A 20,679-nucleotide genomic window follows, 5' to 3' on the forward strand; every position below is an offset into this window, starting at 1 on the left:
AACGGTTTTTGCGGGCTTTACTCACTCAGGTCTGACGGCAGGCAGTTTTGTCGTGAGGCCCCTTTCTTCGGGAAAGGAACAGGGATGGGCAGTGTGCCCATTTTTTTTTGGTTTTTTCGGGGAATCCCCCCGCACAAGATTCGCATCAATGCCTAAGAGCACAGCGCAAATCACTGAACTGATCGAGAGCACGGTCACGGGCCTCGGCTACGAGTTTGTCGACTTCGAGCGACTCGCCAGGGGGCTTGTGCGCATCACGATCGACACGGACCGCGAAGGCGGTATTTCCGTGGACGACTGTGAAGCCGTGAGCGACCAGATCACGCATCTTTTTACCGTTGAGGGCGTCGACTACGAGCGCCTGGAAGTAAGCAGCCCCGGCGTGGAGCGCCCCTTAAAGCGCGCCCGTGACTGGAAGCGTTTTGTGGGGTCGCCCGCGCACGTGGAACTTTACGAGCCCATGCACGCCGAAGGCTTTCCTGAAGCCGGCCGCCGCAAACTTGACGGAAAGATCCTTGCCGTTGAGGGCGAGGGCAGTGAAGCCCGCGTGCGCTTCAGCTTTGAGGAACTTCATATCGCCCGTACGCCCTCGCAGGCCGTGCGGGATAAGAAAAAGGCCGCGAAGACGCCTGCAGCGGCGCCTGTGGTTGTGGAATTTGACCTGGTTGACGTGGACCGCGCCAATCTGATTGCTGAGCTCGATTTTAGAGGGAAGAAATAATGAGCCGAGATATGCTCGAGATGGTCGATGTACTGGCCAACGAAAAGAATGTTGAAAAGTCTGCCGTGTTCGGCGTGCTTGAAACGGCTCTGGCAAGCGCCGTGAAAAAGGCGCAGTTCCCGGGTGAAGACGCCGATGTGGTGGTGAGCGTTGACCGCGGCACCGGTGACTGGACCGCCAAGCGCCGCTGGGTTGTGGTGAGCGGCGACGAAGGCCTGCAGCAGCCCGACCGCGAGGAGATGCTCTCCGACGTGATCGACGACTATCCTGAGATCAAGGTGGGCGACTACATCGAAAAGCCGATTGAAAACATCAACAGCTCCGGCCGCCGCTTTGCCCAGGACGCCAAGCAGGTCATTCTGCAGCGTTTGAGGGACGCCGAACGCGAACAGATCCTCAAGGAATTCCTCGCCCGCGACGAGCAGATCATCAACGGCCAGATCAAGCGCGTGATGAAGGACGGCGCCATTGTTGAAATCGGCCGCCTTGAAGCGCTTCTGCCCCGCAGCGAAATGATTCCGCGCGAAAACCTCCGTAACGGTGACCGCGTGCGTGCCTTTGTGCTCAAGGTCGAAGAAAACACCAAGGGCCGTCAGGTGATTCTGTCGCGTGCCTGCCCGCAGTTTTTGAACAAACTCTTTGAGCTCGAAGTGCCGGAAATCGAAGAAGGCGTCGTGGAAATCAAGTCTTCTTCCCGTGATCCCGGCATGCGCGCCAAGATTGCCGTGATGAGCCGCGACAAGCGTATTGACCCGGTGGGGACCTGCATCGGTATTCACGGTTCGCGCGTCACCGCCGTCACCAACGAGCTCGCCGGCGAACACATCGACGTTGTGCGCTGGGACGAAAACCCCGTGCAGTACATTGTGGAAGCCTTAAAGCCCGCGAAGGTGAGCAAGGTTTTGGCCGACGAAGACGCCAACAGCATGGATGTGACGGTCGACGAAGACAACCTCGCCGTTGCGATCGGTAAGGGCGGTCAGAACGTGCGTCTGGCGAGCGAACTCACCGGCTGGCAGATCAACATCATGACGGCAGAAGAAGCCGACAAGAAGCGTGAAGACGAAATGCAGGCTGCGACCGGGGAATTCGTGAGCGAACTCGGTATTTCCGAAGACACGGCCCGCGCGCTCTTTGAGGACGGCATCTACAGCCTCGAGGAACTCGCCTACGTGCCTGAACAGGAAATCGCGGGCCTCGGGCTCGTTAGCGATGAAGAGCTCCCCGAAGTGCGCGAAAAGGCCCGTACGGTGCTTCTGGCCCGCGCCTTAAAGCGTGAGGAGAACCTCCGTCAGGCCGACCCCTCGCTCTTTGCGCTTGAAGGCATGGACAATGACCTTGCAAGTAAGCTCGTGGGCGCGGGTGTGAAGACCGCCGATGAGCTCGGTGATCTGGATACCGAAGAACTCGTCGAAAAGACGGGGCTTGATGAAGAAGCCGCCAGCAAACTCATCATGGCGGCACGTGCTTCCTGGGCCGAGTGAGTCCGGGACAAGTTCGATTAACGATAAGGAAAACGGCCGTGAGCCGCCCGGTGAGTCAATCGGGCGGCAGGCACCGGAAACAACCGCGGTTGCGGTGCGGTCAGCGGCAGGAGTAAGAAAAGAATATGGCAAACAATACGGTTATCGATCTTGCCCGGGAAATGAAGATCCCCGCTCAGACGCTGCTCGCGCAGCTCAAAGCCGCGGGCATTGAAAAGACGGGCGAGACCGACGAATTAAGCGAAGCCGACAAGCGCCGGCTTTTGGACAGCCTCAGAAGCGAACGCGTGCCCGACCGTCCCAGCAAGATCACTGTGAAGCGCCGCGAAACCTCCACCATCCGTCAGAAGGACGGCCAGGGCGGAGCGCACACGATTGAAGTGGAAGTGCGCCGCCGCCGCGTCTTCGTGAAGTTGCCCCGTCAGGACGATGAGCGAGCCCGCGCCATTGCCGCTGCGCGCGCGGAAACCGAAGCCGCCGCACGCCGCGCTCTGGAAGAAAAGCAGGCGCAGGCAGCGCAGGCCGAAAACGACGCCGCAAAGGCCGCGGAAGCCGTGAAGGCCGCGGAAGCGGAAAAAGCCGCCAAGGCCGCTCAAGAAGCCAAGGCTCAGCAGGCTCAGAAGGCTGCTGCTGAAAAAGCCGCCAGGGAAGCTGCCGAGCAGGCTGCCGCCGAAAAGGCCGCCGCCGAAGAAAAGGCCCGCGAAGCCGCGGCTGCCGAGCGCGCTGCCGAAGAGGCCGCACGCCGCAAGGCTCGTGAAGAGGCTGTCGCCAAGGCCGCCCGTGAAAAGGCGGAGCGGGAAAAGGCCGAGCGCGAAAAGCTCGATCAGGAATTAAAGCGCCGTGCACAGGCTGCCGCTCAGCGCGTGGCCCCGAAGGCCGCGGAAAAAGAAGAAACTGCGGTTTCGGCTGAAGAACGGGCCCGTCGTGACGCGGCCCGCAAAAAGGCCTTGGAAGAAGCCGCGGCAATCCGCGAGATGCTTTCTAAGCCCAAGACCGTTTTAAAGGCAAAGGCCGACCGCGGCGATAAGAACGACCGCAAGGATGCGGAAAAAACGGCCGCTGCCGCTAAGCCGGCTGAAGCGAAGAAAAAGACCGAAGCCAAGCCCGCAAAGGCGGCTTCCGGTGACCGCAACGACGAGCCCAAAAAGGGCGGCAAGGGCCGCAAGGGCGAACGCAACAACGACCGCGGCTGGAATGACGAAGGTCAGAAGCGCCGCACGATCAAGACCCGCGGCGGCGATGACTCGGGAGATGACAACTGGAGAGGCCGCAGCCGCAAGCAGCACCATCACGAGCAAAGCGTGCAGCAGATGCCCGCGGAACCCGTTGTGCGTGAGGTGAGCGTGCCTGAGACGATTTCCGTTGCCGATCTCGCGCACAAGATGAGCGTGAAGGCCACCGAAGTCATCAAGGTTCTGATGAAGATGGGCCAGATGGTCACCATCAATCAGATGCTTGATCAGGATACGGCCATGATTCTCGTTGAAGAAATGGGCCACAAGGCGATTGCCGCCAAGGCCGACGATCCGGAAGCGCTCTTGGGTGAAATCGAAGAGGGTGCCGAGCAGTACCCCGCCGTGCCCCGTCCCCCGGTCGTCACGATCATGGGTCACGTTGACCACGGTAAGACGTCGCTTTTGGACTACATCCGCCGCGCCAAGGTTGCCGCGGGTGAAGCGGGCGGCATCACGCAGCACATCGGTGCGTATCATGTGAAAACGCCGCGCGGCATCGTCACGTTCTTGGATACCCCGGGGCATGAAGCCTTTACCGCCATGCGTGCCCGCGGTGCGCAGGCAACCGATATCGTGATTCTGGTGGTCGCAGCCGACGACGGCGTGATGCCCCAGACCAAGGAAGCCATTGCGCATGCCCGCGCTGCCGGCGTTCCGATGGTCGTTGCGATCAACAAGATCGATAAACCCGAAGCCAACGTTGAACGCGTTACGAACGAACTCGTTCAGAACGAAGTGATTCCTGAAAGTTTCGGCGGCGACGTGCCGTTCTGCCCGGTGTCCGCCAAGACCGGTAAGGGCGTGGATGAACTCCTTGAAAACGTTCTGCTGCAGGCAGAAATGCTTGAATTGAAAGCCCCGGATCAGGGTAACGCCAAGGGTATCGTCATTGAAAGCCGACTGGATAAGGGCCGCGGCCCCGTCGCTTCCGTTCTCGTTCAGTCCGGCCTTTTAAAGAAGGGCGATATTGTTCTGGCGGGCCAGGCCTTCGGCCGCGTGCGCGCCATGGTGAACGAACTCGGCAAGCAGGTGCAGAGCGCCGGTCCCTCGATTCCCGTGGAAATTCAGGGTCTCTCCGACGTCCCGGCCGCAGGCGACGAACTCATTGTGGTTCCGGACGAACGCAAGGCCCGCGAAGTCGCGCTCTTCCGTCAGGGCAAGTACCGTGACGTGAAGCTTGCGCGTCAGCAGGCCGCAAAACTTGAAAACCTCTTCTCCGGCGAAAATAACGGGGAAGTAAAGACGCTGTCTCTGATCATCAAGGCCGACGTTCAGGGTTCTCAGGAAGCCTTGGTGCACGCTTTGACGAAGCTTTCCACCGACGAAGTGCGCGTTCAGGTTGTCCACAGTGCCGTGGGCGGTATTTCCGAAACCGACGTCAACCTTGCTGCGGCCTCCAAAGCCGTCATCATCGGCTTTAACGTGCGCGCTGATGCTGCGGCCCGTAAGCTCGCGGAGCAGGACGGCATTGACATGCGCTACTACAACATCATCTACGACGCCGTCGATGATGTGAAGGCGGCCATGAGCGGCATGCTCTCGCCGGAAAAGCGCGAGACGGTGATCGGTATGCTCGAAATCCGTCAGACGATCCGCGTTCCGAAGGTGGGCCTTATTGCCGGCTGCCGCGTCATGGAAGGCGTGGTGCGCAGAAACGCGTCCGCGCGCCTCTTGCGCGACAACGTCGTCATCTGGACCGGGGAGCTTGCGTCTCTGAAACACTTCAAGGACGATGTGCGCGAAGTGCAGGCCGGCAACGAATGCGGTCTGTCGCTTAAGGGCTACGACGACATCAAGGTGGGCGACCAGCTTGAAATCTTCGAAGTCACCGAAGTGGCCCGTACGCTCTGAGGTGGATGCTGATGGCTGTTAAAGCAAAAAAGCCGGGCAGAGCGCTGAGGGTCGCCGACCAGATCGCGCGCGACATTGCCGAACTCATTCCGCAGAACGTGCGCGATCCGCGCGTGGGACTGGTGACGATCACGGGTTGTGAGATCACACCGGACTACGCGCACGCGAAACTTTTCTTCACCACCATCGGGTGCGACGAGGAAAAGTGCCGCGAGGGTCTGAATGCGGCCGCGGGGATGTTAAGAAGCCTCATCTATAAAAAGCTCACGATCCATACGGTACCGACGCTTCACTTTGTTTTGGACGAAAGTGTGGCGCGCGGTTTTGCCATGGACCGTGTGATTGAAGAGGCAATGCAGGAAACCCGGCGCAACGAAGCCTCTGAAGGCAAGACCGAATAAAGAGGCGGCGATGGGCGCAAAGGGTGACGATATTGACGGCGTGATGCTGCTGGATAAGCCTGCAGGGATGAGCTCAAACTGGGCCCTGCAGCTTACCCGCAGGCTCATTAACGCCAAAAAAGCGGGGCACACCGGAACGCTTGACCCGATGGCAAGCGGCCTGTTGCCGCTTGCGTTCGGAAACGCCACAAAGTATTCCTCAGACCTGCTGCACGCCGACAAGCGCTATGAGGCTGAGCTCACGTTCGGCGCCGCCACCGATACGATGGATAAAACCGGTGCGGTGACGGAAACCAGCAGCAAACGTCCGACAAAAGACGAACTCGTAAAGGTTCTCGGGGAATTCACCGGCGTCATCGAACAGGTGCCTCCGATGTACTCGGCCGTCAAGCACGGCGGAAAAAACCTTTATGATCTCGCCCGCAAGGGTATTGAAGTGGAGCGTAAGCCCCGTAAGGTTGAGGTCAAAAGCCTCACGCTTCTGGCCTTTGAGGGGGATAAGGCCGTCATTGACGTGCGTGTGACGAAGGGCACCTACATCCGGGTTTTGGCCGACGATATCGGCCGCAGGCTCGGCTGCTACGCGCATCTGACGGCCCTGCGCCGCACAGAAGTGGGAGACTTAAAAATCGCCGACGCCGTGCCGTTTGCGGCGGTTGACGACAAGAATCAGACAATTGAAGAACGCCGCGCGCTTTTAAAGGGAGCGGATTTTCTGCTGCAGACGCTGCCCTCGGTGACGCTTGATGCCGCAGGCGCCGAGCGTCTGAGAAACGGACAGCGTCTGGCATTAAAAAGTGCCGTGCGCGGTGAGGCACGGGCCTACGGGCCTGAAATGAAGTTACTGGGCGTGGTGAAGGTCGACGCACGCGGCGTCATTCACCCGTACCGATTAATCAGAAACACAGACAATGACCCGTCCTGAAGCGGGACGAACTCGGGAAGACACACAAAATGACAAGAGCTATTCGCAATATTGCAATCATTGCTCACGTTGACCACGGTAAGACCACGATGGTTGACAAGTTGCTGCAGTGCGCGGGAACCTTCCGCAGCAACCAGCAGGTCGATGAGCGCGTGATGGACAGCGGTGACATCGAAAAGGAACGCGGCATCACGATTCTGGCGAAAAACTGCGCCGTCGAATACGAAGGCGTGCACATCAACATCATCGATACCCCGGGGCACGCGGACTTCGGCGGTGAAGTCGAGCGCGTGCTCTCGATGGTTGACGGCGTGCTGCTTCTCGTGGACGCGGTGGACGGCCCGATGCCGCAGACCCGCTTTGTGACGCGCAAGGCCCTCGCAGCGGGCCTTAAGCCCATCGTCGTCATCAACAAGGTTGACCGCCCCGGTGCCCGCCCCGAGTGGGTTGTGAACCAGACCTTTGACCTCTTTGACAAACTCGGCGCCACCGAAGATCAGCTCGACTTCCCGGTGATTTACGCCTCGGCCCTTGAGGGCTACGCCGGTTACACCGACAACGTCGAAGAACTCAAAAAGATCGGCAACATGCGCGCGATCTTTGACACGGTGATTAAGTACGTCCCCGTGCGTGAAGACAACACCGAAGCGCCCCTGCAGCTTCAGATCTGCTCTCTGGACTACTCGAGCTACGTGGGCAAAATCGGTATCGGCCGTGTGCACCGCGGTATTCTCAAAGCCGGTCAGAACGTTGTGATCATGAACGGGCCGGAGGACACCCCCAAGCCCGCCAAGGTCAATCAGATTCTGCAGTTTGAAGGTCTTGACCGTAAGGTTGTGGACTTCGCGCAGGCAGGCGACATCGTGCTCGTGAACGGTATTGAAGACCTCAACATCGGTACGACGATCACCGACCCCGCGGCCCCTGAAGCCCTTCCGATGCTTAAAGTCGACGAACCGACGCTTACCATGAACTTCATGGTGAACACCTCGCCCCTGGCGGGCCGCGAAGGTAAGTTCGTCACCTCGCGTCAGATCCGTGAACGTCTGGAACGTGAATTGAAGAGTAACGTCGCCATGCGTCTGCGGCCGACCGCGGACGAAACGGTCTGGGAAGTGTGCGGACGCGGTGAACTGCACCTCACGATCCTGCTTGAAAACATGCGCCGCGAAGGCTACGAACTTGCTGTGGGCCGTCCGCGCGTACTGCTCAAAATGGTTAACGGCGAAAAGCAGGAACCCTATGAGCTTCTCACGGTGGACGTCGAAGAAGAGCATCAGGGCGCCGTCATGGAAGAACTCGGCCGCCGCAAGGGCGATCTGCAGGATATGCAGCCCGACGGTAAGGGCCGTGTGCGTCTGGAATACCGTATTCCGGCCCGAGGCCTCATCGGCTTTCAGTCGATGTTCATGACGATGTGCCGCGGCACGGGCATCATGAGCCACGTCTTTGACGACTACGGTCCCATCAAGCAGGGTGAGGTCGGTGAACGCCGCTCGGGCGCGATCATCAGCCAGGATGACGGTAACGCCGTTGCCTATGCGCTCTGGAAGATTCAGGAGCGCGGCCGTCTGTTCGTAAGCCCCGGTGATGCCCTCTACGAAGGCATGATCATCGGCGAACATTCCCGTGAAAACGACATCGTTGTGAATCCCATCCGCTGCAAGCAGCTCACCAACATCCGTGCTTCCGGCACCGATGAAGCGATCCGCCTGGTGCCGCCGGTGCAGCTCACGCTTGAAAGCGCCGTGGAATTCATTAACGACGACGAACTCGTGGAAATCACCCCGAAGACCATCCGCCTGAGAAAGCGCTGGCTGAAGGAATTCGAACGCCGCCGTGCTTCGCGTGCCGAACGCGATGAAATGACGCTTTAATTTGCCGTCATGACTAAAAAGACAACGCCCGACACACTGTGCCCCTGCGGCAGCAGCAAGGACTTTGCCGCCTGCTGCGGGCGTTTTCTTGACGGGGGCCAAACCCCTGAGACGCCCGAAGAACTCATGCGCTCACGCTACAGTGCCTATGTTCTCGGGCGTGAAAATTGGATCCGCGCTACCTGGGCGCCTGAGACATACCCTGCAGACCCCATGGAGGGGGCTGATAAAGTGAAGTGGCTCGGGCTGACCGTCAAAAACGCGGCGCTTCAGACGCCCACGGAAGGAACCGTGGAATTTGTGGCCCGCGGCCGCACCCGTGAAGGGGCTTTCCGCATGCACGAGATTTCCCGCTTTGAAAAGCGGGACGGCGTGTGGATTTATGTTGACGGGACGTTTCCCGACAAGTCCTGACCGTTAGTCTTTCCTTTTTCTTCGTAAAGCTTATGCCTGACGCCGATTTTTCCCGCCGCTGGCGCTTTTGTGTTGCCCCGATGCTTGACTGGACGGACACGCACTGCCGCGTGTTTCACCGGTCGCTCTCGCGTCACGCAAGGCTTTACACGGAGATGATTACCTCACCCGCGCTCGTGCACGGTAACCGTGACCGGCTGCTGCGGTTTTCAGAGGTTGAACACCCCGTTGCCTGTCAGTTGGGGGGCAGTGACCCCGCGGAACTCGCGCAGGCCGCAAAGTGGGTTGCCGAACGCGGCTACGACGAAGTGAACCTTAACTGCGGCTGTCCCTCTGAGCGCGTGCAGCGGGGCAGTTTCGGCGCGTGCCTCATGCTCGAACCCAAGCTCGTCGCTGACTGCTTTAAGGCGATGCGTGACGCCGTCGATATCGACGTCACCGTCAAGCACCGCATCGGCGTCGATAAAGAGGATTCGTACGGTTTTGTGCGTGACTTTGTGGGCACGCTTTTTGACGCGGGTTGCCGCGTCTTTATCGTGCATACGCGCGCGGCGTGGCTCAAGGGCCTTTCCCCCAAGGAAAACCGTGAGGTGCCGCCCTTAAAGCGCGACTACGCCTATGCGCTCAAAAAAGATTATCCTGAGGCCGTGATCTGCGTAAACGGTGCCGTGAAAACCCTTGAAACCGCCGAAGAAATCATTGCCGAAGGCTGTGACGGCGTGATGGTGGGGCGTGAGGCCTATCAGAATCCGTGGATTTTAACGGACGTCGACGCCCGGCTTTTCGGAGACGAAACGGTGCGGGCCGTGACGCGCTCCGAAATCATCGACCGGATGACGGCCTATCTCAAGGAAAAGGTGCCCGCGGATCCCCTTGCGTTACGCGGAACGACGCGGCATATGCTCGGGCTTTTAAACGGGCTTGCCGGTGCCAAAGCTTACCGGCGGACGTTATCAGACCCCGCGGCTTACAAGGCCTTCGGCACCGAGGTGCTTCATGAGGCTTATGCGCGGGCCGGGTGGCGGGAGCCTGATCTCACAAACACCCGTTTTGATGATGATGAGTTTTAAGGCCGGTCAGTTGTCGCCCGTTGCAACCGGACGGTTTTCGTCTGCGACCCACTCAGACCAGCTTCCGACATAAACGCCCGCGTCCTTTAAGCCCGCCACGCGCATCGCCAGGTGATTGCAGCAGGCGGTGACGCCGGAACCGCAGTAGTTGATGACGTTCTCAGTTGCGCGGCCCGCAAGCACGGCTTCAAATTCTTTTTTGAGTATCTCGGGCGCCTTAAAAAGCCCGTTTTCGCCGATGTTTTCCGCTGACGGGCGGTTCAACGCCCCGGGAATGTGGCCTGCGACGGGATCCATCGTTTCGTTTTGCCCGATAAAGCGCTCGTGCGAGCGGGCGTCAACGAGCACATAGGGCCCGTGCTCGGCGAGGTTCTTTTCGACAAAATCATCGTCAAAGACGCGCTCTAAGGGCGCGGTGGCGCGGTAGGTGCCTTGTTCCCACGCGGGCTCTTCGGTCTGCACCGCCATCCCTGCCTTTTCCCAGGTGGCCCAGCCGCCGTCCAAAACCCGCACGTGCTTAAAGCCCACCCACCGCAGGGTGAACCACAGGCGCGCCGCGAAGTTGCAATCCCCCTGGTCATAGACCACCACGCGGCTTGCGGGATTTAAGCCGAGACGCCGCATATTGACGCAGAAGCGCCCGGAATCCGGCAGCGGATGCCGGCCGTTGGTGCCCGAGCGGCAGCCAGAGACATCGTTTTCCAAGTCGGTAAAGCGCGCGCCGGGAATGTGGCCCGCCTCATAGAGTCTGCGGCCCTCAGCCGGGTCCGTGAGGCTTGCGCGCACGTCAAGAATGAGAAGATTGTCGTCAGAGAGTTCGGCCTCGAGCTCTTTAACCGAAATAAGCGGTGATTCGGACATGATGTCATTTCCTCAAAAAAGGAGACGGTGCGCACGGGAAGTGTCTGCGGGCGCTGATGATGCGTTAAGTGTACGCAGTTTTTCCCGGCGGGCGTCCTACAATGACCAGCCATACAACAACCTTTCGGGAGAGCACGAAGTGAATACTGCGTTTATCGGCGGCGGAAACATGGCGGGCGCCATGATTGCCGGCATGCATGCCAAGGGCGTCAACGGTGAAACGATCTGGGTAAGTGACCCGCATCCGGAAAAGCGCGAAAAACTCCATGCGCTTTACGGTGCCGTGGGGTTTGAGGGGGCGGGAGAGTGGCTTAAAAAGGCGGACGTTGTGGTGCTTGCCGTGAAGCCTCAGAAGCTCAAGGATTGCTGTGAAACGCTCAAACCCTTTGTGAGCGAAAAGGCGCTTGTGCTTTCCGTTGCCGCGGGCGTTAAGCTCGAGGTTCTCAGAGCGTGGCTTAACCACAAACGCATCGTGCGTGCCATTCCCAACACGCCTGCCATGGTGTTAAAGGGCTTTTCCGGCCTTTATGTGCCTTCTGACGTTGATGAAGACGCAAGAAAAGCCGCGCATGCCGTTTTGGAGAGCGTGGGTGAGGTAAAGGACCTTACTCACGAAGACGGCCTGCACCTTGTGACTTCGGGCCCGGGTTCCGGCCCCGCCTACGTTTTTCTTTTTATGGAAGCCCTGGCGGATGCGCTCGTGAAGGGCGGAGCGACACCGGCTGATGCGCACGAAATGGCGTTATCCACCGTGGAGGGTGCCGCGGCACTTGCGCGCAAGTCCGGCGAAGACTTTGCGCAGTTAAGGGCGAACGTCACAAGTAAGGGCGGCACCACCGCCAAGGCCATCGAAGCCTTTGAAGCGCACGATTTTCGCGGCACGGTGGAGGCGGCCGTCAAGGCCTGTGCGGCGCGCTCCAAAGAAATGAGCGAAATGTTCTCTTAAAGCCCGAGAACGGTTCTAAGCGGTGCGGCCCGGCGGTCTTTTTCAGACATGACCGAATCGGCTGCCGCAACCGGCCATTGGATACCGAGCGCCGGATCGCACCAAAGCGCCGTGCGCTCGGCCGCCGGGACCCGTTTGTGCGTCACTTTGTAGAAAACCGTTGTGTTGTCTTCAAGCGCTGCAAAGCCGTGGGCGTAGCCCGCGGGAATCCAGAGTACCCGGCGGTTTTCGCCCGAGAGCACCACGGTGCGTGCCGTAAGAAACGCAGGCGACTCGGGGCGGATATCGACAATTACGTCAAAGACGGTGCCGGTCGCGCAGGTCACAAGTTTTCCCTGTCCGTGAGGGGCAGCCTGCCAATGTAGGCCCCGCACGGTGTTTTTGCGGCTTACGCTGACGTTATCCTGCACAAATGCGGGCGTGAGCCCCAACACCGCTTCAAAGTCTTCTGCGTTAAAGACTTCTAGAAATTCGCCGCGGTTGTCTTTAAAGCGCGCAGGCTCAAGGACAAAAACATCGGGAAACAGCGTGGCGGCAACGACGGGCGGCATGGCAGAGAAAATCCGAAAAACGCATATGGGTAAACGCGGTACGCCGCATAATCTTAAGACAAGGAGCAAGGCACGGCAGACCGCTAAAATTGCCGCAACATTTACAGGGCACCGTGCTTTTGCCGGTGCCGCAGCGAAGGACACGACAAATGCAGACACTCAAAAGAGGGGACGTGCGGGAACTTCCGGCACCGATTGCAGCGGACATGAAACTGATTGCCGCGGTCGGCCAGCGCCGTTCCGTGCGGGAATTTTCCGATCAGAAAGTGGACGCTTCGATTCTCGCGCACGTGCTCTGGTGCACGTGCGGGACGTCGTCAGCTGAAGGAAAGCTTACGGTTCCCACAACGATGGACAGGCGGGAAATGACGGCGTACGTTTTGGACAGTGAAGGCGTCTGGCGCTATGACCCCGTGAAAAACGCACTTGTCTGCACGCACGCGGGCGACGCCCGTGCGGATTCCACCACCGATCAGGACTTTGTGAAAACCGCGCCCGTGACGCTCGTGATTGCCGCGGACAACAAAAAGGCGGCGGGTATTGAAGACTACGTGAAGTACGATGCGGGCTTTTGCGGAATGGCCGCGCAGCTTGCCTGTGTGGCGGTGGGATTGGGAAGCGTTGTGCGCGGCTCCTTTGACGCAGAGAAACTGACGCGGGCCTTGGGCGAGGACGCAACGCCCCTTCTTTGCGTCACGCTCGGCTTTGCCGCGTAAAGGAAATCCGTATGGTCTCCTTAAAGCGCAAAAAGCCCGCGGCGCCGCAGCCGCCGATGCGCCGTCTGGCCGCGCCCCGCGTGATGACGATGCCTTTAACCGAAGTCTTTGAAAAGCGCCGCACAAGCCGCGATTTTTCCGATGAGACGGTAAGCGACGAGGACCTCGCCGCAGTTCTTTGGGCCGCTGACGGCATCAACCGCAAAGACGGGCGCCGCACGACGCCCTCAGCGATGAACTGGCAGGAAATTGACCTTTACGTCGTAAAGGCAAACGGCGTATGGCTCTGGGACGCAAAGAATTCGGCCCTCGTTTTTGTGAAGGACCACGACCGCCGTAAGGACCTGTGCCTGTGGCAGCCCCTTGTGAAAAACGCGCCGGTGCATATTGTCTATGTAGCTTCAAACGACCGCGCCACAAATTTTGTGACGGAAATGGCCAAAAACGTCATCCGTTACGTCGATAAGCCGGAACTTTCGGAAAAAGCCGATGTGGCGCTTGAACGCGCGCGGATTCTCGACGTCGGTGTGAAGGTGCAGGCCGTCTATATGGCCTGTGCGGCGCTCACCTTGAATTGCCTTGTGCGCATGACCTTTGACCCGGATAAGGTTTCTGAGACCCTGGGCCTTGCCAAACACCAGACCCCGGTCTGCATCCAGACGATCGGGTATAAACCGAAGTCGCTTCTGGATCTGGCGCTTTAAGGAGAGTGCGGTGATTCTCGTTACGGGCGGTGCGGGCTTTGTGGGGGTGAACTATATCCTGAGGCACTTCAGGCTCTCGGGCGGCCCCCTCGTGAACCTCGATGCCCTTACCTACGCCGCGCGCCCCGCGGCGCTTAAAAGTCTTGAGGCGCGTGACGATTATCACTTTGTAAAGGGTGACATCCGCGATGCCGCGCTGCTCTGTGACCTCTTTGCGCGCTTTCAGCCCGACGCGGTCATTCACATGGCCGCCGAAAGTCATGTGGACCGGTCGATCACGGGCCCGGCATTCTTTTTTGACGTCAATGTCCAAGGGACCGTCACGCTTTTAACCGCCGCTCAGAATTACTGGGAAAAACTCTCTGAAGAAAAGCGGGCGGCCTTTCGGTTTCTCTACGTGAGTACCGATGAGGTTTACGGGTCACTGAATCCGGGCGAAGCGCCTTTTACCGAGGCGACGCCCTGGCGACCCAATTCGCCGTACTCCGCCTCCAAGGCCGCAGCCGGGCATGCTGTGCGGGCTTGGTTTGAAACCTACGGGCTGCCTGTTCTCACAACCTGCTCATCCAATAATTACGGGCCGTATCAGTATCCGGAAAAACTGATTCCTCTGATGATCGGGCGGGCACTTGCAGGAAAACCCCTTCCGGTCTACGGCGACGGCAGCAACATCCGAGACTGGATTTACGTTGAAGATCATGCAGCCGCCATTGACGCAGTGCTCTCGCGCGGCCGCGTGGGTGAGGTTTATAACGTGGGCGCCTGTCACGAGGTCGACAACCTTACGCTCGTTCGTCTTATCTGCCGAACGCTTGACGCGCTGCGCCCGAAGGCTTCCGGCTCTTACGCCGGTCAGATCAGGTTTGTCACGGACCGCCCGGGGCACGACAGGCGCTATGCACTTACGGCAGAAAAAATCCGCCGGGAGCTCGGCTGGAGAGCGTCGGCGGATTTTGCTGAGGCCTTTAAGGCCACCGTCACCTGGTACGCTCAGAGATCGGGCTGGTTTGCGGCCGTCTGACTGAGGTCACGGTTACCTACGGCTTCAAAAAGCGTCTGATACATCGGCCAGTAGCACGCGTACGTGATCGTGGACGCGATAAAGGCAAAGGGCGTGATGAGAAACATTTCTGAGCCCGTGAGTTCCAGAAAGGAAATAAGAAAGACGAGAAGCGCTGCGGCAACGCCGATTGCGACCGAAAGAACGACCCCGAGAACAATCACGGCAAGGATGTTTCTGAGGCACCCGAAAAAGGAATAAAAGAGGGCTTTTCCGGCGCTCATCGATTTTTCAGAGACAAGAAGCGGCGCAAACCACGTCGCCATCAGTGCCGGAATGTAGATGACGGCCGCGGCAATCATGGCGTCGTAGGGGATGTGCTGCGAGACCGTTGACCAGTCAAGCCGCCCGTTTTCAAGCGACCCCCACTGCGCAACGGCATCGGCGGCAAGCCAGTCAAAAACGAGGTTTGTGAGCGACAGCGCCACGGCAAACACCAGGCCCACGTTAAAAAGTGCCCGGCGGTGGCGGGCATCACGAAAGATTTCCGCCAAAAGCGCAAACCCGGGTTGCTTTCCCTGCATGGTCACCTTGACCGCACGCCCGAGAAAGACGGTCCCGAAGGGCATAAAAAGCGATGCCGCAAGCGACCCCACCACAGGCAGGATCGAGAGAATGGCCATCGTCGACATGTAAAAAATCGCGACGACCGCGAGTGACAGGGGTTCGCGCCGCACGGCCGCGAGCCCCGCCTGAAACCAAAGCCAGCCCGCCGCGGGCCCGAGATGTCTGGAGTGATTGGTGTCGTTCATTGAAAAAGTGGACAGAAAAAAACGGCCGGAGAGAGTGTCTCCGGCTCTTTGATCGTAGCTTATCAGTTTGACGCGGGCCAATAGAGCTCACACGTCTGCCGATTGTGTAACACTCTCTGAAAGTGCGTCGGATCGTGGGGCTTTAAGAGGCTCGCTTTTCTCGGCTTATAAAAGTCGTAGAGGCGGCTGATCCAGAAGCGGATTGCGGCACCTCTTAAGCACGTGCGCCACATTGCCTTTTCGTCGGCCGTGAGGGGCCGCACGGCGTTATACGCGTCCATAAAGGCTTTAAGCGTCACGGGATTGAAGTGTCCGGTCGCCTCATCCACGCACCAGTCGTTCACGGTCACTGCAAGGTCGTAGAGCCAGGGCATGCAGCCCGCAAAGTAAAAGTCAAAGACGCCGGAAACTTCAGCCGCATCCGTTCCCGCGTTCATGATTAACGCATTGTTACGGAAGAGGTCGCAGTGGCAGGCGGTCACAGGAAGCCTGCGGTAGGCGGGAAGCGTCACCTGCGTTTCCAGAAACGCGAGCTCTTTGGTAAGCATCGTGTAGATCTCATCGCTTACCACGTCCCTGAGCTTGGGAACCGTCTCCTGCCACCAGCTCAGACCCCGCAGGTTTTCCTGGAAGCGGTGAAAGTCCCGGGCCGCGATATGCATCTGCGCAAGAAGCCGTCCCATCGAACGGCACTCCGCCACGCCCATCGTGCGCACGTCCGTACCCTCAAGCCGGTTGGCGATGCTGTAGGGCTTGCCGTGAACGAAGTCAAAAAGATTGCCGTCAGAGGTTCGCACCGGACAGGCCACGCGGCAGCCTTTTCCCGCTAAGTGCTCGCAGAACTCCAGATAAAAGGGGAGCTCATCGGGGGTGAGCTTTTCAAAGACGGTCAGTACCCAGTGTCCCTGCGGCGTATCGAGAAAATAGTTGGTGTTTTCAATGCCGCTTGTGATGGGCTTCAGACTGGTCAGAGGGCCGATGCTGAAGTGCCGCAGGATTTCCTGTGCATCGGTTTCGGTAATTGTTGTAAAAACAGCCATAGGACAAAATCAGGTTGGTTGCTACCAGCCGAACTGAATGAATTTCGGCGTATCAAGCGTGCTGCGGGGATCAGCGCCCGGACGGTTGTCAATTGGACGGTCGCTGCGGTTTTTCATCGTGTAGGGAATTTCCGTGGTGCCCGGGGTCACACGGACCTCCGTGAGACGGTTGTTTTGGTCATGGAGCTCCTCAATCTTGGTGCCCCGGGGCGAAATATAGGGTTCGGGCTGGCTCGAATACTGGTGACGCCGCTCGGCCCGCGCGCGGCGCATGTCTTCCTCGGTGGGGGCAAGATCGTTATAGCCGTCGGCCGCAGGGGCTTTGGCTGCGGGCTCCGTTACCGGCTGCGCTTCAACGGCTTTACCGGTAAAGGCGGGCGGCGCATCAAGGGGCGCGGCAAGAGCGGGGACTGCCGCAAGCATCAGTGCAGTGAAAAGTGTGAGGCGCATGGCACTTCCTTTGGCGGACCTGTGCCGCCGGTATTGCTTTAAGGGGCCGCTTCGGGCTTAACGCCGCGGCCGGTCATTTCGTTAGATCTATTATGCACTCGCGGGCCCTGCCGCATCATGCACGGGCTCAATAGAACACGCATTTTTCCCGAAAGCGCGCGAATTGCGTTTTCGGACAGAGGCGGGCGCGCTTTAAAATCGCGCGGACAAACCTATTTTTCTAGTGAACCATGCCCAGACTTCTGCTTGTCGACGGATCCAACTATCTGTTCCGCGCCTACCATGCGCTGCCCCCTCTGATGACGAGTAACGGGGAGCCCACGGGCGCCATCAAGGGCTTTAACGGGATGCTCAAGAATGTGGCTTCTCTTGTTCAGCCTGACTACAAAGCCTGCATTTTTGACGCGCCCGGGAAAAACTTCCGCCACGCGATTTTTGCCGATTACAAAGCCAACCGCCCGCCGATGCCCGATGACCTGCGGGTGCAGATTGAGCCCATCATGGAAATGGTCCGGTTGTCCGGCTGGCCCCTGATTCAGATCGCAGGCGTTGAAGCCGACGATGTGCTCGCAACTTACGCCAAACGCGCGGACGTTCTCGGCTGGGACGTGTTTATTGCGACCGGCGACAAGGATCTCGCGCAGCTTGTGGACGGACGTATCCGGCTTGTGAACACCATGACGCGCCAGGTTTTGGACGCTGAGGGCGTCAAGGCCAAGTACGGTGTGGCTCCGGACCGGATCATCGACTACCTGGCGCTCATGGGTGACAAAGTCGACAACGTCCCCGGGATCAATAAGTGCGGACCGGTGACCGCCGCCAAATGGATTAACGAGTGGGGGAGCCTTGACAACCTCGTTGCGCACGCCGGGGAAGTGAAGGGCAAGATCGGCGAAAACCTCCGCGCGGGGCTGCCGTTTCTGGAAACGGCCCGAAAGCTTGTGACGATTAACTGTGCCGTGGAACTGCCGTCTAAGCCCGAAGAGCTCGTGGCAGGTGCGGTGGACGAAGAAAAACTCACCGCCTTTTTCACGCGCTGGGAGATGCGCGCGGGAGCGGCAAAAACCGGCAAACCCAAATCAAAGGCAGCGGCTGCGGCAACGGTTGCTCCGGTTCAGACGGATCTCTTTGCGGCGCCCGCTGACACGGCGGACGCGGTGGCGGTGGATCCCGCGCAGGCGGGAAGTTTTGAAACCGTGGATGACGCGGAAAAACTCAATGCACTCATCGCGCGTCTTACCCGTATTGAGCCTCAGGAGCCGCCGGTTGCGGTGACGCTTTTAACCGACCGTATGAATCCCCTGCATGATGTGACGGTTGGGATCGGTCTCGCGGTAACGCCTCTGGAGCGCTATTACCTGCCGGTGACGCACGAAGAAGGCAAAAACCTCGCCGCTCACGACATAAAGCGCCTTGCGCCCTGGTTTGCGTCGGACGCGCCGAAAGTCATGCATGACCTCAAGTACGCGCGCCACGTGTTAAGAAACTTCGGCATTACCGAATGTGCTGCTTCGGGTGATGCGATGCTCATGAGTTACGTCCTTGAAGCGCATTTAAAGCACGATTTGCAGAAACTTGCGGCCCGCTACTGTGCCGTGGCGCTTCCCTCGGAAGAGGATTTCCTGGGTAAAGGCGCGCAGAAAAAGAAGGTGTCTCAAATGTCCGCAGCCGCTGTCGGGGCGTTTCTCACGACGGCAGCGGCGTGTCTGAGAACGGCTGCTGCCGTCATGAAGTCCCGGATGGCCGCGGACGCCGGCCTCACGCGCATTTATGAAACCATTGAACTGCCGGTCTGTGCGGTCTTGGGGGAAATGGAGCGCACGGGCGTAGACGTTGACATCGCAAAACTCAAGGCATTGTCTTCTGCGATGGGCGAAGAAATCGAGGGGATTGAAGCCAAGATTCAGGAATTGGCGGGCGCCCCCTTTAATCCCGCAAGTCCCAAGCAGCTTGCCGACGTCCTCTTTAATAAGCTCGGGCTTCCGGTGAAGAAAAAGACGGCCTCGGGAACGCCTTCGACGGACGAAGAAGTTCTCACTGAACTGGCGCTTGATTATCCGCTGCCCAAACTCATTCTGGACTACCGGCGTCTCACGAAACTCAAGGGCACCTACACGGATAAGCTCCCGCTGATGGCAGATCCCGCCGACGGCCGGATTCACACGACATTCGGTCAGGCAACGGCCGTCACCGGGCGCCTCGCAAGTTCGGACCCCAATCTGCAGAATATTCCGGTGAGGTCCCCTGAGGGCCGCAAAATCCGTGAGGCCTTTGTGGCGCCCGCGGGCTCCCGGATTATTTCGGCCGACTACTCGCAGATTGAATTGAGAATCATGGCGCATATTTCCGGTGACGAAGGGCTTCTTAAAGCCTTCCGTAACGGGGAAGACATTCACCGGGCGACCGCGGCGGAAGTCTTCGGCGTGGCGCCCGAAAATGTGACCGCGGACGAGCGCCGCATGGCTAAAGTCATCAATTTCGGTCTCATTTACGGTATGAGCGCCTTCGGGCTTGCGCAAAACCTCGGCGTGGCGCGGTCTGTGGCCGCCAACTACATCGAGCAGTACTTTGCCCGCTATCCCAAAGTCGCCAAGTACATGGAAGAGACGCGCCTGGCCGCTCACCGCGACGGGTTTGTTGAGACCGCTTTCGGCAGAAGGCTGTGGCTGCCCGATATCCGCAGTGCCCGCGCGCAGATGCGTGCCGCGGCAGAGCGCGCGGCCATTAACGCCCCGATGCAGGGAACGGCAGCCGACCTCATCAAGATGGCGATGACTGCGGTGAGCCGGTGGCTTACCGAAAATAAGCTGGAAAGCCGCATGGTTCTGCAGGTGCACGATGAACTTGTGCTTGAGGTGCCGGAAAAAGAAGTGGCGGCCGTGTCTGAAGCGCTTCCGCGGCTGATGGCTTCTGTGGCTTCGCTTTCGGTGCCTTTGATCGCGCAGGTCGGGGTGGCCGACAACTGGGAAGCGGCGCATTAATCCCAAAGAAAAACGCCGGCGGGCCAACCGTCGGCGTTTGACTTAAAAGCGCTCTTTATTCGCAGGCGCCGGCTTCTTCAGGTACAAGCGTCAGGATTTCTTTGCCGTCTTCATCAAAGAAGGTGAGGGCGGTTTTTGTCTGCTTGGCCGAACGCGCGGCATTGAGAAGATTTTGCATCTGGTCTTCAAGCTTCATGTATTCCGGGCCGCACATGCGCAGGGTGGCTGCGACCTGGTCAAACTGAATTTTGGTGCCGTCAACGCTGTAAGAGGCAGTAAAGCGGTTACAGCCCATGTCGCCGGAGGCTTGTTTTTCGCCGAACTCAATCATCGGCGGCACATCGCACTGGGAGTTTTTCGGCAGTTTCATCATCCAGCTCGTGTCGGTGAGCTGAAGAGCCTCGCTGGCAGCTGCGGCCGTATTGTCTTTGTCAGTCATGGCAGGAAACGAGCTGCAGCCCGCAAGAATCAGGCCTGCGGCGGAAAGTCCGAGAATAAGACGCGGAAAATTGGACACTTGGCGGTTCCTTCTCAAAAAAGTTCTTGCCCGTGAGTGTATCGCGCAGCGGGCCCGACGCGAAAAAAAACGGCAGAAGCTCGAAGAACTTCTGCCGGAAAAAAGTAACCAAAGGAGAATCAC

The 20,679-nt window shown here is 59.0% G+C and carries 19 protein-coding genes; 13 read left to right on the forward strand and 6 right to left on the reverse strand.

The genetic code is table 11. The features are described from left to right. Positions 1-148: 148 nt before the first annotated feature. The 8 genes from rimP to dusA all read left to right on the forward strand — a co-directional run bounded on the left by rimP (position 149) and on the right by dusA (position 9,978). Positions 149-721: a ribosome maturation factor RimP gene (gene rimP, locus NXF97_RS09730; RefSeq protein ID WP_022373708.1), complete on the forward strand. Its 573-nt coding sequence runs from the start codon at positions 149-151 to the stop codon at positions 719-721. Next, a complete protein-coding gene (gene nusA / locus NXF97_RS09735; protein WP_274955841.1) occupies positions 721-2,205 on the forward strand; it encodes a transcription termination factor NusA in 1,485 nt (494 codons plus the stop codon). The genes rimP and nusA overlap by 1 nt, the downstream gene beginning before the upstream one ends. Before the next feature lie 125 nt (positions 2,206-2,330). Continuing rightward, the gene (gene infB / locus NXF97_RS09740; RefSeq protein WP_274955842.1) at positions 2,331-5,291 is read left to right on the forward strand and encodes a translation initiation factor IF-2; all 2,961 of its coding nucleotides are present in this window, start codon (positions 2,331-2,333) and stop codon (positions 5,289-5,291) included. 11 nt (positions 5,292-5,302) lie between these two features. Continuing rightward, positions 5,303-5,692 (forward strand): 30S ribosome-binding factor RbfA, encoded by a 390-nt coding sequence (rbfA, locus tag NXF97_RS09745; protein WP_274955843.1) that lies wholly within the window; start codon positions 5,303-5,305, stop codon positions 5,690-5,692. A 10-nt stretch (positions 5,693-5,702) separates the two neighbouring features. Next, on the forward strand, positions 5,703-6,617 hold the full coding sequence (gene truB / locus NXF97_RS09750; RefSeq protein ID WP_022373704.1) for a tRNA pseudouridine(55) synthase TruB: 915 nt from the start codon (positions 5,703-5,705) through the stop codon (positions 6,615-6,617). Positions 6,618-6,646: 29 nt separating this feature from the next. Then, positions 6,647-8,494, forward strand: a complete 1,848-nt coding sequence (typA, locus tag NXF97_RS09755) for a translational GTPase TypA (RefSeq protein WP_022373703.1) — start codon at positions 6,647-6,649, stop codon at positions 8,492-8,494. A gap of 9 nt (positions 8,495-8,503) precedes the next feature. Then, positions 8,504-8,908 (forward strand): YchJ family protein, encoded by a 405-nt coding sequence (locus NXF97_RS09760; protein WP_274955844.1) that lies wholly within the window; start codon positions 8,504-8,506, stop codon positions 8,906-8,908. Between the two features lie 32 nt (positions 8,909-8,940). After that, complete coding sequence (gene dusA / locus NXF97_RS09765) at positions 8,941-9,978, forward strand: tRNA dihydrouridine(20/20a) synthase DusA (protein WP_274955845.1); 1,038 nt, start codon at positions 8,941-8,943, stop codon at positions 9,976-9,978. A 6-nt stretch (positions 9,979-9,984) separates the two neighbouring features. On the opposite strand, the gene NXF97_RS09770 is transcribed toward dusA, so the two are convergent. After that, on the reverse strand, positions 9,985-10,839 hold the full coding sequence (locus tag NXF97_RS09770; RefSeq protein ID WP_274955846.1) for a sulfurtransferase: 855 nt from the start codon (positions 10,837-10,839) through the stop codon (positions 9,985-9,987). Positions 10,840-10,978: 139 nt separating this feature from the next. Here NXF97_RS09770 and proC point away from each other — a divergent pair, with 139 nt between their 5' ends. Further along, on the forward strand, positions 10,979-11,785 hold the full coding sequence (gene proC, locus NXF97_RS09775) for a pyrroline-5-carboxylate reductase (protein WP_074009233.1): 807 nt from the start codon (positions 10,979-10,981) through the stop codon (positions 11,783-11,785). On the opposite strand, the gene rfbC is transcribed toward proC, so the two are convergent. Continuing rightward, positions 11,782-12,336, reverse strand: a complete 555-nt coding sequence (gene rfbC, locus NXF97_RS09780) for a dTDP-4-dehydrorhamnose 3,5-epimerase (RefSeq protein ID WP_274955847.1) — start codon at positions 12,334-12,336, stop codon at positions 11,782-11,784. The genes proC and rfbC overlap by 4 nt on opposite strands. Positions 12,337-12,485: 149 nt before the next feature. Between rfbC and NXF97_RS09785 the strand changes: the two genes are divergently transcribed. Genes NXF97_RS09785 through rfbB form a run of 3 tightly spaced genes read left to right on the forward strand, consistent with a single transcriptional unit; the run spans position 12,486 to position 14,777 of the window. Beyond that, entirely contained in the window at positions 12,486-13,052 is a 567-nt protein-coding gene (locus NXF97_RS09785; RefSeq protein ID WP_022373698.1) for a nitroreductase family protein, read from the forward strand. Positions 13,053-13,063: 11 nt separating this feature from the next. After that, a complete protein-coding gene (locus NXF97_RS09790) occupies positions 13,064-13,756 on the forward strand; it encodes a nitroreductase family protein (protein ID WP_274955848.1) in 693 nt (230 codons plus the stop codon). 10 nt (positions 13,757-13,766) lie between these two features. Further along, positions 13,767-14,777 (forward strand): dTDP-glucose 4,6-dehydratase, encoded by a 1,011-nt coding sequence (gene rfbB, locus NXF97_RS09795; RefSeq protein ID WP_274955849.1) that lies wholly within the window; start codon positions 13,767-13,769, stop codon positions 14,775-14,777. On the opposite strand, the gene NXF97_RS09800 is transcribed toward rfbB, so the two are convergent. The 3 genes from NXF97_RS09800 to NXF97_RS09810 all read right to left on the reverse strand — a co-directional run bounded on the left by NXF97_RS09800 (position 14,747) and on the right by NXF97_RS09810 (position 17,058). Beyond that, positions 14,747-15,568, reverse strand: a complete 822-nt coding sequence (locus NXF97_RS09800; RefSeq protein WP_074009015.1) for a BPSS1780 family membrane protein — start codon at positions 15,566-15,568, stop codon at positions 14,747-14,749. The two genes, rfbB and NXF97_RS09800, sit on opposite strands and share 31 nt — an antisense overlap. 62 nt (positions 15,569-15,630) lie before the next feature. Next, on the reverse strand, positions 15,631-16,608 hold the full coding sequence (locus NXF97_RS09805; RefSeq protein WP_274955850.1) for a homoserine kinase: 978 nt from the start codon (positions 16,606-16,608) through the stop codon (positions 15,631-15,633). A gap of 21 nt (positions 16,609-16,629) precedes the next feature. Beyond that, on the reverse strand, positions 16,630-17,058 hold the full coding sequence (locus tag NXF97_RS09810) for a hypothetical protein (RefSeq protein WP_074009013.1): 429 nt from the start codon (positions 17,056-17,058) through the stop codon (positions 16,630-16,632). 230 nt (positions 17,059-17,288) lie between these two features. On the opposite strand from NXF97_RS09810, the gene polA reads away from it, so the two are divergent. Further along, positions 17,289-20,039, forward strand: a complete 2,751-nt coding sequence (gene polA, locus NXF97_RS09815; protein WP_274955851.1) for a DNA polymerase I — start codon at positions 17,289-17,291, stop codon at positions 20,037-20,039. Between the two features lie 55 nt (positions 20,040-20,094). Here the strand turns inward: polA and NXF97_RS09820 are convergent, their stop codons facing one another. Then, positions 20,095-20,556 (reverse strand): META domain-containing protein, encoded by a 462-nt coding sequence (locus tag NXF97_RS09820; RefSeq protein WP_022373691.1) that lies wholly within the window; start codon positions 20,554-20,556, stop codon positions 20,095-20,097. Positions 20,557-20,679: the final 123 nt, after the last annotated feature.

It is taken from the genome of Duodenibacillus massiliensis, from assembly GCF_928721995.1.
Lineage (GTDB): Bacteria > Pseudomonadota > Gammaproteobacteria > Burkholderiales > Burkholderiaceae_F > Duodenibacillus > Duodenibacillus massiliensis.